Annotated in this window: 13 protein-coding genes; 4 read left to right on the top strand and 9 right to left on the bottom strand. The window is 49.3% G+C overall.

Features of this window, described 5'->3' with window-relative positions:
* Positions 1-73: 73 nt before the first annotated feature.
* Together galT and H6F90_RS24950 are read right to left on the bottom strand one after the other, a co-directional pair.
* Positions 74-1,174, bottom strand: coding sequence for a galactose-1-phosphate uridylyltransferase (galT, locus tag H6F90_RS24955; protein ID WP_190554777.1), 1,101 nt, complete (start codon positions 1,172-1,174; stop codon positions 74-76).
* Entirely contained in the window at positions 1,077-3,080 is a 2,004-nt protein-coding gene (locus H6F90_RS24950) for a glycoside hydrolase family 2 protein (protein ID WP_190554776.1), read from the bottom strand. Before H6F90_RS24950 ends, galT begins: the two co-directional genes overlap by 98 nt.
* 469 nt (positions 3,081-3,549) lie before the next feature.
* Between H6F90_RS24950 and H6F90_RS24945 the strand changes: the two genes are divergently transcribed.
* A complete protein-coding gene (locus tag H6F90_RS24945; RefSeq protein WP_190441650.1) occupies positions 3,550-3,912 on the top strand; it encodes a signal peptidase I in 363 nt (120 codons plus the stop codon).
* A gap of 152 nt (positions 3,913-4,064) precedes the next feature.
* On the opposite strand, the gene galE is transcribed toward H6F90_RS24945, so the two are convergent.
* Positions 4,065-5,066, bottom strand: a complete 1,002-nt coding sequence (gene galE / locus H6F90_RS24940) for a UDP-glucose 4-epimerase GalE (RefSeq protein ID WP_190554775.1) — start codon at positions 5,064-5,066, stop codon at positions 4,065-4,067.
* Between the two features lie 575 nt (positions 5,067-5,641).
* Between galE and H6F90_RS24935 the strand changes: the two genes are divergently transcribed.
* The gene (locus H6F90_RS24935) at positions 5,642-6,880 is read left to right on the top strand and encodes a glycosyltransferase family 1 protein (RefSeq protein WP_242024624.1); all 1,239 of its coding nucleotides are present in this window, start codon (positions 5,642-5,644) and stop codon (positions 6,878-6,880) included.
* Positions 6,881-6,910: 30 nt separating this feature from the next.
* Here the strand turns inward: H6F90_RS24935 and H6F90_RS24930 are convergent, their stop codons facing one another.
* Positions 6,911-7,099 carry a hypothetical protein gene (locus H6F90_RS24930; RefSeq protein ID WP_190554773.1) on the bottom strand — a complete coding sequence of 63 codons (189 nt, stop codon included), beginning with the start codon at positions 7,097-7,099 and terminating at the stop codon, positions 6,911-6,913.
* Here H6F90_RS24930 and glf point away from each other — a divergent pair.
* Both glf and H6F90_RS24920 read left to right on the top strand, forming a co-directional pair.
* Complete coding sequence (glf, locus tag H6F90_RS24925) at positions 7,099-8,367, top strand: UDP-galactopyranose mutase (protein ID WP_190441643.1); 1,269 nt, start codon at positions 7,099-7,101, stop codon at positions 8,365-8,367. The genes H6F90_RS24930 and glf overlap by 1 nt on opposite strands.
* A 102-nt stretch (positions 8,368-8,469) precedes the next feature.
* Positions 8,470-10,818: a family 1 glycosylhydrolase gene (locus H6F90_RS24920; protein ID WP_190554772.1), complete on the top strand. Its 2,349-nt coding sequence runs from the start codon at positions 8,470-8,472 to the stop codon at positions 10,816-10,818.
* A gap of 58 nt (positions 10,819-10,876) precedes the next feature.
* Here H6F90_RS24920 and H6F90_RS24915 read toward each other — a convergent pair whose 3' ends face one another.
* From H6F90_RS24915 to H6F90_RS24895, 5 genes are all read right to left on the bottom strand, one after another.
* Positions 10,877-11,608 carry a DUF72 domain-containing protein gene (locus tag H6F90_RS24915; RefSeq protein ID WP_190554771.1) on the bottom strand — a complete coding sequence of 244 codons (732 nt, stop codon included), beginning with the start codon at positions 11,606-11,608 and terminating at the stop codon, positions 10,877-10,879.
* 177 nt (positions 11,609-11,785) lie between these two features.
* The gene (locus H6F90_RS24910) at positions 11,786-12,832 is read right to left on the bottom strand and encodes a chemotaxis protein CheB (protein WP_190554770.1); all 1,047 of its coding nucleotides are present in this window, start codon (positions 12,830-12,832) and stop codon (positions 11,786-11,788) included.
* A 129-nt stretch (positions 12,833-12,961) separates the two neighbouring features.
* A complete protein-coding gene (locus tag H6F90_RS24905) occupies positions 12,962-14,692 on the bottom strand; it encodes an ATP-binding protein (protein ID WP_190554769.1) in 1,731 nt (576 codons plus the stop codon).
* A gap of 128 nt (positions 14,693-14,820) precedes the next feature.
* Positions 14,821-14,973: a hypothetical protein gene (locus tag H6F90_RS24900; protein ID WP_190554768.1), complete on the bottom strand. Its 153-nt coding sequence runs from the start codon at positions 14,971-14,973 to the stop codon at positions 14,821-14,823.
* Positions 14,970-17,240, bottom strand: coding sequence for a lipopolysaccharide assembly protein LapB (locus H6F90_RS24895; RefSeq protein WP_190554767.1), 2,271 nt, complete (start codon positions 17,238-17,240; stop codon positions 14,970-14,972). Before H6F90_RS24895 ends, H6F90_RS24900 begins: the two co-directional genes overlap by 4 nt.
* Positions 17,241-17,306 lie beyond the last annotated feature (66 nt).

The raw sequence follows: 17,306 nt of genomic DNA, 5'->3' as shown, positions 1-17,306 counted from the left end.
ACTGAGATAGCTGCAACTTGCATCTACAACATCAGCCCTTGGCAGGACTCAGCCAAATTACCCAGCTGTCAGGCTAGGCGTAGGCTGACTCTGCCAAATTCACCACCACGGCTTGGAGATCTTTAGCCTTTTCCTCTGGAAGGGCATCATTAGCAAACATCCCAGCAGCTAGTTCGGTTCCCGCCAGATATTTGAGTCGATCAGCAGTGCGGTAAGGAGGATAAAACTCCGCGTGTAGGTGCGATTCTGGGTGGGGTTGACCGTCAGTGGGAGCTTGATACCAAGCCATTAAGTAAGGAAAAGGTCGATTCCACAAACCGTCGAATTTTAGGGTAACGGTCTTCAGCGCCTTCGCTAAACTCCTCCGCTGCTCCTGAGTCAGCTCGCCCAAAGTCGGTACAGGTTGAATCGGAGCCACCCACACCTCATAGGGATAGCGGGCACAGATCGGCACAAAGGCGATCGCCCACTCGTCTCGATAAAGAATCCGCTGATCGTCGGTAATCTCTTGCTGAATTAAATCTTGTAGTAATCCCCGCTGATGCTGCTGGTAATAAGCTTGCTGCTGTTCTAGCATCCGAGCGGGCACCGGGGGCACAAAAGGATAAGCGTAGATCTGCCCGTGTGGGTGGTGCAGCGTCACACCAACTTCAACCCCTTTATTCTCGAAGGGGAGCACGTATTGAATTTGCGGGTGATTGCCTAAGGCTCGCGTGCGATCGCCCCAGACTTGCAGCAGCAAATCGAGGTGATCCAGTTCTAAATTAGAGAGCGATTTACTGGGGTCTTGGGTAAAGACCACCACTTCGCAAGCACCATTGGCAGGCAGGGTATCCACAATGAGATGCGGTGGATCGTGGGCCTGGACTGCCATTGATGGAAAACGATTTTCAAACACCGCAACGTCGTACTGACCTTGCGGAAGTTCTGTTGGAAATTCAGGGTTTGTTGTGGGGGCGAGTGGGTTGTACTCAGGGGGTGGCATAAAAGTTCGCCCCTGGCGATGGCTGGCATAAGCCACCCACTCACCCCGCAACGGATGCCAACGGAGATGAGGATTTGCCTGAATCGGCTCGTTACCAGGACTGGGAGCCTGGATGCCCGCTGCAATGGGGCATCTGCTGTACAGGGTGAGCTTGCGACCATCCGGCTTGAGGAGTTCCTGGAGGTACATTTTCTGCACTAGACCACGGGGTTGTAACTGATGGTGGCAGTATAGATCTCTCCACTTCTGGATTGTCCCTACCTAGAGTTGCAGATGCGATCGCCTCTAGCGGAAACTTCGGTGTGCGATCGGCGTACAGAAGACCATTGGCTTCCTGGAATGTATCTGTCAACTGGGTATAGCAGAAACCACTAAACATCTGAACCCGATTCACAGTTGAAAGCAAAGCGCTGTATTGCTGTTGCAGTTCCGAGGTGTCTGATGAGCGGGCATAACCCCAAGCTTTGTAAGCTTCCGTATCAGCGGGACGGGTATAAGCAATGCCACCAAACTCGGTCAGCATAATCGGCTGGCCTTGATGAGGATAGCAGTCCAGCGTTAAGACACGTCCTCCGGGTCGCTGATTGTGCAGCAAATCAGAAATCTTGATTTCTGGGCCATAGCGCTTGGCTAATCTTTGCGGGTTGTTGTCATAATCGTGAATCGCCAGAATATCAGTAGTAGTGCTTTCCCAGCCATCATTGCCAATCACCGGGCGACTAGGATCTAAGGTTTTGGTCAAGTAATAAAGTGCCTGGACATAGTGCTGATGCGCCCGAGTTTCAGTGAGGTTAGGCACACCCCAAGATTCGTTGAATGGAACCCAAGCCACAATACAAGGGTGGCTAGCGTCCCGCTCGATCACCTCTGTCCACTCTTTCGTGATCCGCTCTACGGCTTTGGGCGTAAAGCGATAGGCACTAGGCATTTCTTCCCAAACTAGTAAGCCCATCGCATCGGCCCAATAGAGGAAGCGAGGATCTTCAACTTTTTGGTGCTTGCGGACGCCGTTAAAGCCCATGAGCTTGGTCAGCTCAATGTCTTGACGCAGTGCTTCATCGGAGGGCGGTGTCATGAGCGTATCAGTCCAGTAACCCTGATCCAGCACCAGACGGAGATAGTAAGGGTGCCCGTTGAGCATAAAGCGATCGCGCTGAATTGAGACAGTCCGCATCGCCGTGTAGGACTTGACTTCATCTAACAACTCACCGTGACGCCAGAGCTGTACCTGAGCATCAATCAGAGTTGGTTTTTCGGGGCTCCATAGTAGAGCGTTGCGGTAATCATCAATGCCAGGGTCAGACAGGGCAATCCGCCGATGAATTTCACCATTGATCACTTCGTAAACATCGTTCACGAGTAAGCGGCTATCTACTGTCAACCGGACACTGAGGCGCAAATCATCGCAGGTGTTGCCAGCAATCAGCGCTTCAAACCCAATTTCCCAGCGCTCGAAGTGGGGAGTCCAGCGAATTTTCTCTAAGTAAGTTTCTGGCACCGTCTCAATCCAGACAGTCTGCCAAATGCCACTGGTACGGGGGTACCAAATGCTGTGAGCCTCTAGCAACCAGTCTTGCTTACCTCTGGGCTTGGCGAGGTCTTGGGGGTCATCTTGGGCCCAAACGGTGACTCGCTGAGGGCCTTCAGGGCGCAAAGCTGGGGTGATGTCAAAACTGAAGGAAGTGTGCCCCCCTTCGTGTTCTCCAATGAACTGACCGTTGACCCAAACGCGAGCGTGGTAATCAACCGCACCAAAGTGTAGCAACACACGAGCGGGATGAGCGCTTTGAGTTGGGCTTAATTCAAAGTCGCGCTCGTACCAGCAGTTGGGATGAAACCCTGTATCACCGATACCACTGCGTTGTGATTCTGGCGCGAAGGGAACTTCAATTGTGTGGGTCCACTCGGCGACATCGGTGGGCTGGACCCAGTTGTTTTCATTATTGAAGGCAAATTTCCAGGCTCCATTGAGGTTGAGCCAGTTAGCTCGCTGTAACTGTGGACGAGGATACCCCGTTTCAAGCTGGCGAAACATCGCGATCGCGCTGGAATCAGAGGGGGCATTGATTTCGAGGCTTCTGCCGAGTAATTTCATCAAACTTGAACCCTAGCTACTTAACGAAGAATGCCCTTTGCTACCCCTGATTTATCTATTTATCAGCTTCGAAACTAAAAATTTTTCGAGCCTTTATTTCTTCGGAAAGGAATTTTTAATTAGGGGAACTTCAGAGCAGCGAAAATTCATCAACAGTAACCCTACTCTTGTGTCCAAGCGAATTACTGCATTCCCTGACATAAACCGCTTTTATCAAGGTCTAGTCAAACTACCTATTTAAATCATACCTAATTACAATCATTCCTGAGATAGAAGCCTGAAATCAGGTTCAAAATTATGTTTGATTACCAAACCAAAATCCTTCTAGCAAGAAATTAAGAATACTTATAGTACATTTTTGAATTGAATCTGAATAAATAGTGTGACAATCACTACTAACTATCAACACAAAACTTGACGATTCTCAAAGCTACAATTCACCAAATTGTTATTGAAAATTTTAAAAAAAATGGCTGATTCACCACAAATTATTGTTGGCAATAGTTACACCGAAGGAAAAACCCGTCGCGGTTGGTTTATGGGGTACTTTGTGACGCCAGCCGATGATCCCCGCGCCACGTCGGCTGTGGAGGTTAAGTGGGGGACTCACTCCGCTGGGGACAGTAGGCAAGAATGGGGGGTCAATCACCAAGCGACGACGCTTTCAATTTTGATCAAGGGTCGCTTTCGCTTGCAGTTCCCCGATCGCGAGGTAGTGCTGGCTCAAGAAGGGGATTACGCCCTGTGGTTGCCCGGTCTCTCTCATGGTTGGCTGGCGGAGGAAGACTCTACAGTGCTGACTGTGAGATATCCCTCTGTTCCCGAATCTTAAAAACTGTGAGACCTAGTAGCCCCCAGCCCCTTCCCTGATAGGGCAGGGAGCCATATAGAACTCAGGCCCCTCTCCGATGCAGAGAGGGGTTGGGGGAGAGGTTTGCTAGGACTCGAGCTTGCTCCCAAAGCTTCATAAGCTTCACATTGTGGCTACTGTGGCACAGGCGTATGCTGACCGTGCCGTTGTTGGTGCCATTGCCAAGCGTGAGTCAAAATTTGTTTCAAGTCAGCGTATTCGGGTTTCCAACCCAACACATTTCTGGCTTTGTCGCTGCTACCTACTAAAACCGGAGGGTCTCCAGGGCGGCGATCGCGCTCTACTACAGGAATTTCTCGTCCAGTGACTTCGCGAGCGGCTTCAATCACTTCGCGGACTGAGAATCCTAGGCCATTTCCTAAGTTAAATACGTCACTGGCTCCACCGTTTTCCAGATACTGTAATCCTTGAACATGGGCTTGAGCCAAGTCACTGACGTGAATGTAGTCACGGACGCAAGTACCATCGGGCGTAGGGTAATCGGTCCCTAGAATCTGGATGGCGGGTAGTTTGCCCAAAGCAGCCATCAACACAAGAGGGATTAAGTGGGTTTCAGGCGCATGGTCTTCACCGAGTTGACCATTGGGATGTGCCCCAGCCGCGTTGAAGTAGCGGAAGCGAACTGACTTCAGACCATAAGCTACATCAAAATCCGAGAGAATGTGCTCCACAGTCTGTTTTGTGGTGGCATAGGGACTGATGGGGTCTTGGGGATGCTCTTCTGTGATAGGCACAAACTTAGGAATGCCATACAGCGCACAAGTTGAAGAAAACACAAACTGCTTTATAGACGCTGCGGTCATCGCTTCCAAGAGCGTTAGAGTGCCTGTAACGTTGTTGCGGTAATACTTAGCGGGATCTGTGACAGACTCACCTACAGCAATGTAGGCCGCAAAGTGCATGACTGCGGTAATAGGATAGGTAGAGAATAGTTGATCGAGTAGGACGCGATCGCTAATATCCCCTACGACTAGTTTTACTCGTAAGACTTCCTCAACAATTTCCCGATGGCCATAAGAGAGGTTATCTAAAACCATCACCTCATAACCTGCTCGTTGTAACTCCATAACAGCATGGGAGCCAATATACCCTGCTCCCCCGGTTACTAAAATCATGAGATTGGTGTGCCTTGATAGATAGGATGTGGATTTCTTTGGGTATTTCTATTTAAGAAATGCTTCAGAATTAAAAACTTAATTTGTCTTAATTCTAAAATAAAATTTTTATATCAATCAATAACATGCAAATCCTTAGATTGAAGATGAGTCAATATAAAATTCAAAACCAAATCTAATTACTTGCATCAATCTAGTAATTGACATTTAACTTGACAGCCAATTTGGCAATTAACTCAGATTTCTCAAAAGCTTCATATCCTACTAATGACGTAAATCTGGGTGTCCCTAATTGTAGATATTGCAACAAAACTAGATAAAAAGCCAAAAACACTGATATTAAATCACTTTAGCCCCTACAAAGCCTCGAAGCTACAAGTTATTTTAATACTTATCTCTGTCTGAAGATAGATTTCACATCTACCGTTGAATAGAAGCTTTTAAAAGTAATAAGGAATTATTGTGAATTAAGATTAGAGCTTTCCACCTAAATAAAACTAGGTTGAATCATGACTCCACCTGACCCCGCATCAATCAGTAATAGTACTAAGATGAGACCTATAAGAAAGTTATCTTTGCAAGATACATCAACATCAGAATCGCAGACTGCTAGCTTTTCTCTTTCAGATGTTGAATGGTTCTTCCCAGGTACATCTGATTTGGTTTGTTTGTCCCACTTACGGTGGGATTTTGTTTATCAGCGACCGCAACATCTTTTAAGTCGTTGTGCTCAGGGACGTAGAGTCTTTTTTGTTGAGGAACCCATCTTTGAAGCAGGAGATGATTGGTGGCTGGAAGTCGGTAAACGGGAATGTGGCGTGTCAGTAGTTGTGCCCCATCTCCCCAGTGGCTTGAAAGCAGAGATGGTCACTGCCATGCAACAGAGCTTGATAGATGACCTGTTTGCTGAGTATGCGATCGCCAACCCGATTCTCTGGTACTACACGCCGATGGCCTTGGCGTTCACCAGTCATTTGCAGGCCGCAGCAGTCGTTTATGACTGTATGGATGAACTAGCTGCCTTTAAGGGAGCCCCCCCGGAACTCAGAGAGTTTGAAGACCAACTATTCCAACGAGCTGATTTGGTATTTACAGGTGGCCAAAGCCTGTACGAAGCGAAACGCCATCAGCATCCTCATGCCTACGCCTTCCCTAGCAGCATCGAAGCAGAACACTTTGCCCAAGCCAGAGCGATCGCCACAGATCCAGCCGACCAAGCAGCTATTCCTCATCCTCGTCTAGGTTTCTATGGTGTTATAGACGAACGGATGAACCTGGATCTAATAGATGGCATTGCTCAAGCCAGACCTGATTGGCATTTGGTGATTATTGGTCCTGTAGTCAAAATCGATCCAGAGACTCTACCCCGTTACCCTAACATTCACTATCTAGGTGGCAAATCCTATCCAGAGCTACCGCAATATCTGGCAGGATGGGATGTCGCTATGTTGCCTTTTGCATTGAATGAATCGACACGCTTTATCAGCCCTACCAAAACTCCAGAATATCTCGCTGCTGGCAAGCCTGTGGTTTCTACCTCGATTCGAGATGTGGTGCGGCCTTACGGGGAGCAGGGTTTAGTTCATATCGCTGATACAGCATCTGAGTTCGTGACAGCAACCGAAGCAGCGATGCAGCAGGCTGAGCAAGACACAGAATGGCGGCATCAAGTGGATGCCTTCTTGGCCCAGACTTCTTGGGATAAAACTTGGGCAGCAATGTTGCAACTGATTGAGTCGGCGATCGCGAGTAAGCAGGTCGAGTCAACGCCCAAGCCGACAGCCGTTCTCTCAGAATCTGTTTCGAGTGTCTAGCCAACCCAGTTCGTCACTAGTCTTCAAGCTTTAGATGACTAGATACCAGCGATTTAAGACATAAGACAAATACAGACATTTACAAACCTGCGGTGATGAGTCATAGGTGCCCACAGGCACTGTGAAGATGAATGGCTCAGACACCGAAACTAGAGCTTTCAGCGATGCCAAAGATGGCAACGAAAGCTCCAACCATTTACTAAAAGAGAGGTACTTCAATGTTCGACTACCTAATTGTGGGTGCAGGATTCTCAGGTAGCGTTCTGGCGGAGCGCTTGGCAAGCCAGTTAGGCAAAAAGGTATTGGTTTGCGATCGCCGTAATCATATTGGTGGCAATGCTTACGACCATTACAACGATGCGGGCATTCTAGTACACAAGTACGGCCCTCACATCTTTCACACCAACTCGCGTGATGTCTTTGAGTATCTGTCCAACTTCACCGAGTGGCGGCGTTACGAACACCGAGTTCTAGCTAGTGTTGATGGTCAATTGGTGCCCATGCCCATCAACTTGGACACTATTAACAAGCTGTATGGCTTAAATCTCACTTCCTTTGAACTGAATGATTTCTTTGCCTCAGTTGCGGAACCTAAAGAATCTATCCGCACCTCCGAAGATGTAGTAGTTAGCAAAGTAGGACGGGAACTGTACGAGAAGTTCTTCCGCAACTACACGATCAAGCAATGGGGCATCGATCCCTCGGAACTCGATAAGTCGGTCACAGCTCGCGTTCCGACTCGCACCAATAGAGACGATCGCTACTTTACCGATACCTACCAAGCAATGCCCTTGCACGGCTTCACTCGCATGTTTGAAAACATGCTGTCTCACCCCAACATCAAAGTGATGTTGAATGTGGACTACCGGGAAATCCAAAAGATGATTCCTTTCAAGGAAATGATCTACTCTGGCCCCGTGGATGAGTTCTTCGATTATCGCTACGGGAAGCTACCTTACCGATCGCTCGACTTCAAGCATGAGACGCTAAATGAATCTGTGCATCAGCCCGCAGCGGTGGTCAACTATCCCAACGAACATCTCTACACCCGTGTTACTGAGTTCAAATATCTCACGGGTCAGGAGCATACCAAGACCAGCCTAGTGTATGAATATCCCAAGGCTGAGGGAGATCCTTACTACCCCGTGCCTCGCCCTGAGAATGCTGAACTTTACAAGCAGTACAAAGCGCTAGCCGACTCGACACCTGGAGTACATTTTGTCGGACGATTGGCTACCTACAAGTACTACAACATGGATCAAGTAGTCGCTCAAGCCCTATCCGTCTACGCCAAAATCACAGAGCGACCCAGTTGGCACCCCGAAGAAAGCGTTGCCGCTCGCGTATCGGCTAAATCTCCTAGCAGCGATCGCAGATCCGAAATCAACTTGGATCAAACTTCTCTCACCCATGCTGCCAATTCATCTCCTGCTAAAAACATAGAGAAGAATGGCTCCAGCAAATCCTTATCTACTAAAGCAGACTAGAACGCCTACTTTAGCGGTGGATCTTTCATCAGTCATCAACGAAAGATCCACCTGCTAATTGACCTTTAATGCACTTTTTAGCATGACCCAGAATAAACAAGCATGATAGCCAATACGAGGAGTGAGGAGCAGTCTTCTCCAGTTAATGTTGCGTCTAGTAACTCAGTAGCCAATAGCGCAAATTCAGCTGCTAACCTGGAATTGTGGGCTGGTATTGAATGCACCGTAAATCGTATCGGCGACCAATACTTTGATCAACTAGAGCGCAACGGTCACCTTAATCGGATCGAAGATCTAGATCTATTCGATTCTTTAGGCATTACAGCCATCCGCTATCCTGCCCTCTGGGAACGAATTGCTCCCAATGGATTAGCGCAAGCAGATTGGTCTTGGTTAGACCAGCGATTAGAACGATTGGATGATTTGGGCATTCGGCCCATTCTGGGGCTTGTGCATCATGGTAGCGGTCCTAGAGATACCAACTTGCTTGATCCCGCTTTTCCGGAAAAGCTAGCGGAATTTGCTCATGCGGTAGCAACTCGCTATCCCTGGATCACTCATTACACTCCGGTGAATGAACCCCTGACCACAGCTCGCTTCAGTGCTCTCTACGGCCACTGGTATCCTCACAAGCGGGATGGGTTGGCTTTTATCCAGGCATTACTCAATCAATGCCGTGCCGTTGTGCTTTCGATGCAAGCGATTCGGCAAATTAATCCAAGCGCCCAACTGGTACAGACCGAAGATTTAGGCAAGATCTTCAGCACTCCTTTGCTGGCTTACCAAGCAGAATTCGAGAACAATCGCCGTTGGCTCAGTCTTGATCTACTCTGCGGTCGAGTCGATCGCGAGCATCCTCTTTGGGAGTATCTCCGAGAGCTAGTTGGGATTGGCGAAGCTGAACTCACTTGGTTTCTTGATCATCCTTGCGCACCGGACATTATGGGCATCAACCGCTATCTCACGAGCGATCGCTTTCTAGATGAGCGGCTAGAACGTTATCCTGCTCATACTCACGGGGGCAACGGCAAGCATCAGTATGCCGATGTAGAAGCGGTCCGGGTTTGTGTAGAAGGAATTTGCGATGCCCAGACCCTACTCAAAGAAGTCTGGGAGCGCTACCAGCTGCCGATCGCGGTGACAGAAGTACATTTGGGATGCACCAGAGAAGAACAGTTGCGCTGGCTCAAGGAGATCTGGGAAGCAGCCCAACAACTGCGAACCGATGGTGTAGATATCCGAGCTGTTACTGCTTGGTCGTTGCTAGGAGCCTACGACTGGAATAGCCTGCTGACGCGATCGGACGGCTACTACGAACCCGGTGTATTTGACCTCAGATCACCTCAGCCTCGGCCTACTGCCTTAGCTCAGATGCTACGTCAGCTAGCTGAAGGCAACGAATTTCATCATCCTTTGCTCGCTGTTCCCGGTTGGTGGCAACGCCCAGAACGTTTACTGTATCCGCCTGTGAACTACACCGGAGAACCAGGAGACCAGCAGCTAGAAGGTAAGAATCAGGAGCCTGGAGCCAATAAGCAAGAGTCAGAAGCCAAGCATTGGAAGCCAGGCGTTGGAAGCCAAGCGTTGGGAGGTGCCCAAACTTCTGCTGCCTCAACGCCACCGCTTTTGATCACGGGTGCAACTGGGACGCTCGGAAAAGCTTTTGCCCGCCTTTGTGAAGTCCGTGGCATTCCTTACCAATTGCTGTCTCGTCAGGATATGGACATCACCAATCCAGATTCTGTCGATCGCGTCATCGCAGAGCTAAAACCTTGGGCGGTGGTCAATACAGCAGGCTATGTTCGGGTTGATGATGCAGAACGAGAACCAGACCTATGTCGGTTCATTAATACAGATGGAGCGGCAATTTTAGCGGAGACCTGTGCAAATCATGGAGCTGCCTTCGTCACCTTCTCTTCGGATTTGGTGTTCGACGGCAACCGAGCGGAACCTTATGTCGAAAGCTGTGAAGTGGCACCTCTAAATGTATATGGACGTAGCAAAGCGATCGCCGAACAACGGGTACTTGCCAACCATCCCTGTTCCTTGGTGATTCGCACTAGCGCCTTTTTCGGTCCTTGGGATGAACATAACTTTCTCGCGATCGCCCTGCGCACTCTAGCTTCCGGTCAGCCCTTTATCGCAGCGGAAGATGCAGTAGTATCCCCCACCTATGTCCCTGATCTCGTCAATAACACGCTAGATCTTCTGATTGATGGAGAATGCGGTATTTGGCACTTGGCGAACTCAGGCGCGATCGCTTGGTCCGAACTCGCTCAGACTGTGGCGAATCTGGCTGGATTAGATACCGCAGTGATCGAAGCTCGTCCTACTAAAGATTTAGGCTGGGCTGCTTCTCGACCCGTTTACAGCGCCCTTAGCAGTGAACGGGGAATCTTGCTGCCATCTCTAGATGACGCGATCGATCGGTATCTTTGCCAAAGAACCTAGGTCTAACCCCTAGCCCCTTCCCCCGCAGGGAAGGGGAATAGATACGTAGGGCGATCGCTCATTGTTTGGCATCGGAATCAATCAATGTTTTGAGGCGTTGGGCATCGCGGATGGCGTGGCCTTCTGGATCGTTATTGAAGTAGACATAAACATTGATGTCTTGCGCCAAGAACGAACGAATTTGGGCCGCCCAAGTTAGCAATTCCGCATCGCTGTAACCTGTACCCTCCTGACCAGAGTGCATCCGAATGTAGGTCCAGGGAGCAGTGAGGCAAATGTCTAAGGGAACAGTGGGACTAACAGGGAGACACAGCGCTACTCGTGACTTCTCTAATCGTTGGTAAACTTCTGGAATCAGCCAACTAGTATGGCGAAACTCTAATGTGTACTGCTGTTGCGGATAATTCTGGAGCAAGTCTAAAAATGGTTGCAGGCGATCGAGGTTGAGATGCCAGGTGTGAGGAAACTGGAACAAAATCGGCCCCAGCTTTTCTTGCAGACCGCTAGCTCGCTCCATTAGTCGCTCTAAGGGCTCTTCAGGGTCTTTCAGCCTCTTCATGTGAGTGAGATAGCGGCTACCCTTAACGGCAAATAGAAACTTATCCGGAGTTTGCGCCCGCCAATGCTCAAACACCGATCGCTCTGGTAAGCGATAAAAGGAGAAATTGACTTCTACGCTAGGAAATTGCTCTGCATAGAAAGGTAACTGCTGCTCACCAGGCATCTGCGCTGGGTAGAACAATCCCATCCAATGTTTATAGACCCAACCACTGGTGCCAATTAACAACATGAGTTTCAATCCATTCGGCTAACCTGGCGATCGCCAACTTTCCTTTTGTGCTCTCCTATTAGACATCTCCAACCAACAAAGTATCTCTAGCGCGAGGGTTAGATAAGAATTCATAACCCCTTTCCAAACGGAGAGGGATTTAGGGAGAGGCCTGAAGGATAGAGGGCGATCGCACGGTTACAGCCCCTCCTCTAACTCCTCATCTTTGAAGAATATATTTTGTTTTGTGGCAAAGCCCGTAAGAATCAAGTTCCGCAGCGCTGACACCTCTTCATCTATTTTTTGTGCGTTATTTTCGTATTTTGTTGCTACGGTAGACAGATTGATATTTTTCATCCGTTGAGCCATTTGGCGTGAGAGCGTCACTTTCTCCTCCAAAGCTCGCACAGCTGACCATAAAGTATTCTCTATATTCTTAGTCTGCTCAGACAGAAAGATATTCGCTGTAAAAGCGTGTCCTATATGGCAGCGAAACCGCAGTAAATCCCCATCCCCAATTTGCCAAATACTGCCGTTACACTCAGGACAGCTATAGGTTGTACGCTGGCCAATCTTCTCAACATTCTCTAGAAACTGCTGCGTATTCATCTGCTGTTCAGCAATATTAGATTCAAACTCTATTTCTTGAGTGACTGGGTACGTTTTCTCCTCCGCTGCGGGTTCCTTCGTCAAAGACACCAATAATTCTGCAATCTCCGCCAAGCATAGGCAGTGGTCTACTGAGGCATACCTCAAGGCGCTGTTAGGCATGCTAGAATACTGTGCCTCGTGAGGATCTTGCACTATAGCAACTCCGCCCCGCTTTTTAACTGCTTGGAGACCTACAGTGCCATCATCCAGATAGCCTGTGAGCACCACGCCTACAACTCTAGGGCCATAGGCACGCGCCGCTGAGCGGAACAAAGCATCGATCGCGGGTCTAAATCGATTCTCTTGCGGCCCTCGCACCACTCGCATTTGCCCTTGATACACCAACAAATGATGATCAGGTGGGGCAATATAAATTTGCCCTTTTTGAAACTTCTCCCCATCTTGAGGGTGCGTAACTGGAAAATCACAAACATCTTCTAGGATGCTTGGCAGCAAACTAGGCTTATCTGGGGCAATATGTTGAACAATAAAGATGACAGCATTGAGGTCAGCAGGTAGGTTACCCACAATTTTGCTTAGTGCCTTCAGCCCACCCGCCGATGTACCAATCACAATGATGTCATGGCCGAACATAGGTACTTCTCATGGTGTTAACCGTCTACTGCTAATTCTAACCTTGGGAGCTCATACTTCTTCAGTCGCCAAGTATCCTACCTCAGGCGATCGCTTTAAGATTCCCCCAAAGATATTCTCAAGACAGTCCTAACTATTCCGCGATAGAGTTGACGTTTGTTCCAAGGCTAGTGCGATCGCTGCAATCAAAGCTTCTGGCTCAACGGGTTTAGCCAAATGTTGTTGAAAGCCAGCCGACAATACTTTTTGGCAGTTGTCTTCAGTCGCATAAGCGGTGAGTGCGATCGCTGGCAGATCTCGATTTGGCCGAGAAGAACGAATCTGCCGAATTAAAGCATAGCCATCCATCTCCTGCATCCCAATATCACTCAGCAATACATCAAAATTAGATTGGCTCAGGGCTTGCAGCGCTGCTTGCCCAGAAGTGACAGCAGTAACGGCTGCACCTGCTTCTTCTAGAGCAAAAGTGATGAACTTTAGCGTAAAAGGTTCATCATCTATGACCAAAACCTGGGTGCCTGCCAAACTCTGCGCTCGGTCGGTTGATGAGTTAGGAACCTCCGTTGGGGAAGTGTGCGGTATGAGGGGAAGCCGCACTGTAAAAGTTGCCCCTTTGCCTTCTCCAGCGCTGTTGACTGTAATGGTGCCCCCATGCGCTTCTACCAACTGCCGCGAGATGGACAGGCCCAGCCCCAAGCCACCAAATTGCCGTGTAATTGAGCTGTCTTGCTGACGAAACCGATTAAATACAAACGGTAAGAACTCCGGATGAATTCCCTGCCCACTATCGGTAATCGTGATTTGAGCATATTGCTCAACTTGCTTCAGTTCTAACTGAATGTGACCTTTGTAAGGGGTGAATTTAATGGCATTTGAAAGCAGATTCCAAAACACTTGTTGCAGTCTGCCTGTATCACCAATGGCTGGCTCAACCGTTGGATCTAGTTTTGTCTGTATGCGAATAGATTTTGCTTCCGCAGACAAACGCACCGTTTCTAACGCCGCAGTAATGGGGGTTGCCAATGATACTGAAGTGAGATTGAGAGTTAATTTACCTTGGACAATCCGAGAGAGATCGAGCAGGTCGTCTACGACTTGAGATTGGCGTTTCGCACTTTGCTCGATCGCATCTAACGCCTCTTGTCGCTTGGCTTCTGACAGCTGCTTAGTTCTCAACATCTTAGCCCAACCCAAAATGGGTGTCAGGGGAGTTCTTAGTTCATGAGAGAGCATCGCCAAAAATTCATCCTTGGTCCGATTCGCTGCTTCTGCTTCATTCCGCGCAGCTTGCTCTTGCTGTAATAAATGCTCTCGTTCTTGCTCTAAGCGTTTGCGATCGCTAATATCTCGTTGAATTGCGACAAAGTGGGTAATGGTTTGCTGCACATCCCGAATCGGCGTGAGGTTCCACTCTACATAATATTCGGTTCCATCCTTTCGGTAGTTGATTGCCTCACCGTGAAAAGGTTCTCCATCAATCAAATGCTGGCGTAAGTCTCGAAGCAGCTCGCGATCGGTATCAGGGCCTTGGAGTAACCGGGGAGTTTTGCCAAGCACTTCCTCGCTGGCATAGCCAGTCATCTCGCTGAAGGCTGGATTAACGTAAACGATTTCTGGCCCTGGCGGATCGACATGGGCCGTGGTAATGATGATGGAGTCGCGCGATTGCTGTACAGCAGACAGCAGCAGCCGAATGGCTTCCTCAGCAACTTGCAAATCTCTTAAAGCTGCGGTCAGCCTCTCCAGGGATTCTGTCAATCGGCTTTTTTGCAGCGATGGCAGTTGGGTAGCATCCTCTTGGAGTTCTGCTACTCGTTGCTGCACATCGTGAATCTGTTCAATAAACTCGTCCCCGTTCACGTAGATCCCTTCGTCCCATTACTTCACCTTTATTGTGAACACTTAAACGGATGAAAGTATTGATACATAGGGAGATTTAAGCAATTCTTAAGTCCATCAATTTTCCAGCTAACGACTGATTGCTGAGATTAGGCAGTCTGGGCAATATCAACTTCTGGTCTGAGGCGCAGCACTGGAATTTGAGCGCACTCTGCTGTTTGTAGCTTCGCGATCGCTCTAACCCGATTTCTAAGCAGTGGTGGGGCAAAGTAATACAGCACGATGGTTACAAGTTGGATCAAACCTTGAGACTAGAAGCACACTTTACAGCTTGGAGCGCTTGCTCGCGAGTTTGCTTGGCTTGCAGTGTGTTAGCAACTTTCAGGGCTTGGGTGGGTTGCTGGAAGCGAGCATACTGCACTGCGATCGCTTCTATCAGGCTGCCCCGGTCATCGGATGCCTCAATGACAGTTGCGCCATCGGTTCCGAAGCGATCCACCCGAGATTCCTCTCCAGGAATGGTTTGGGCTACACGGAAGGCTTGCGCCAGAATTGGCAAGGCTTTGTCTACTTGTTGAAGTTCACCGTAGCGTTGGGCGATCGCCAGCAGCATTTGAGTTTTGCGATCGGCAGCGATGATTTGATCTACCACTGGCAACACCAAATCAAACCGATTCTGTTTCAGTAATGCAGTAGCACTGCTTTGTAATCGGGCAACCCGAATTTCTGGGTTTTTAGTCGCTTGAGCCAATTGTAAAGCGCCGACATATTGCTCGGTTGCCATAAAGAGGGCGAAGGGATTGGGGTCTGGAGGTGCGATCGCTGGATCGCTCATATTGACATCCAGTTGGCTGACTTGCTGGAGCAATCTGCGAGTAGGTTCTGCTTGGTTGCTCTGAGCGTAGACGAGGGCAATCAGCGCTAAAGATTGGGGTTTGAAGCGCTCGCGTTCGAGGAGATCGCCTCCTTCGCGTTTAATTCGCTCGTCGTAGGCTTGCAGCAATGGGTCGAGACTTTGTAAAGTTTGCTGGAGCAACTCATTCGCCCATTGGGTTTCACCTTGACGGTGAGCCTCACGGGCGATCGCGGTCATTAGCTTAACCTGTAATAAAGGGCGATCGCTGATGGGGAGCTGCTTCGCCCACTGAAGGGCTTGACGGTGCTGTCCTGCCTGGGCATAAGCAGTGGCCATTTTTACTACCCGATCATCTTGTAGACCGTAATCCAGGGCGGCAAGGCGAGGCCATTCCTGACGAACCCAGTCAAACTGTTGCGTATCCATCACCAGTTGCAGCAAGCTCGGTGACACCAACTGCCGATCCCAACTTGGTGGCATCGCTTGAATGGTACGCAGTCGCTCAGATAACAGTTGCCGCACTGAGTTGGTTTGCCCAGCTTGAGCGTAGGCGATCGCCACCGCTCTGATGGCTTCAGTCTGAGACCCTTTCAGCGCAGTTTTGGCTAACTGGAAAGCTTCATCTCGCTGTCCTATTTGCAAATAGGATTCTACGAGCGCTTTTAGCAAGGCTTCCTGGGCAATCGAATCGCGTGCCACCGTGGGCGATTGTGCGAGTTGCACCGCTTGGCGTAGCAGTTGAGTTGCTTTTTGAGGTTGCTTCGCTTGGCTATAACCAGCGGCGAGTTTTCCCAGAGCCAATCCTTTTTGTACAGGCGTGGCGATCGCTTGAGTCAGTTGTTCGGCGGTGCTGAGGTTTTGAGCGGCAATGTAAGCTTCTACCACGCCACGCTGAGCAAAAGATTGGGACTCAGAATTTTTAGGCAATCTAGCAACGGCTTGATTGGCTTTCGCATAGTCGCCAATCTGAGCGTAGATGGCTGCTAATCGAGGCCAAAGTGCGGCTTGCAAAGACTCAGACGTGTTGAGTGGAATCTGCTTCATCGCTTGCTCAACTTGAGCTAAGACTGCCTGAGCCGTTTGGGCTTGGTTTTTACTGGCAGCACTGCCTGAACTCAGCGTCGCATAGCCTGCTGATACATCCGTAAGGGCTTGGGCTGTAAAAATGGGGCCTTGAATCGAGCGGGCTGCCTGCTGTGCTTGGCTGAGTGCCAATTTTGCCTGTTGAGGTTGACCCAGCGTTACATAATGATGGGCGATCGCGGCTAAAGCTCTGGTTTTGACAAAACTATGGCTAGCAGTGAGGCGGTTGGTGAGCTGCAAGAGTTGGTCTAGCAGTGGCTGTATGGAAGCAGATGACTTTTGCCCCTCCGCTTGCTGCATCAACCGCTGTAACCGTGAAATCGAATGTCCTTCGTAGGGATCTAAAAGCCATTGCTGAATCAGTTCCGCTTTGCGAGCATTGCTCAGTTGGAGGGCATTAGGGAAGGCTGCTTGCAAGTAGCGAGTTGCAGCTTCTATGTTTTTGTTGTCTAACTCAATGCGGGCTTGATCCAGAAGTGTTAAAACTTCATTGTCCTGTGGCGCTGCCAAATTGCAGGCTGCGACTGGAGGCAGTTGAGCGATCGCCTGGTAGCTAGGGAGCGCAAGACTTTCGGCAATGGTGATCGTGAGGACGCTGAGAGAGAGCCAGAATTGGAACCAACGAGACATGCTGTGAGTCTTGGGGTAAGAGGAGAGTTGTAGAAGTAGACACAACTCCCACAGCTACCGTTCCCC

Source organism: Trichocoleus sp. FACHB-591 (assembly GCF_014695845.1).
Lineage (GTDB): Bacteria > Cyanobacteriota > Cyanobacteriia > FACHB-46 > FACHB-46 > Trichocoleus.
This window is presented reverse-complemented; position numbering and strand designations above follow the sequence as displayed.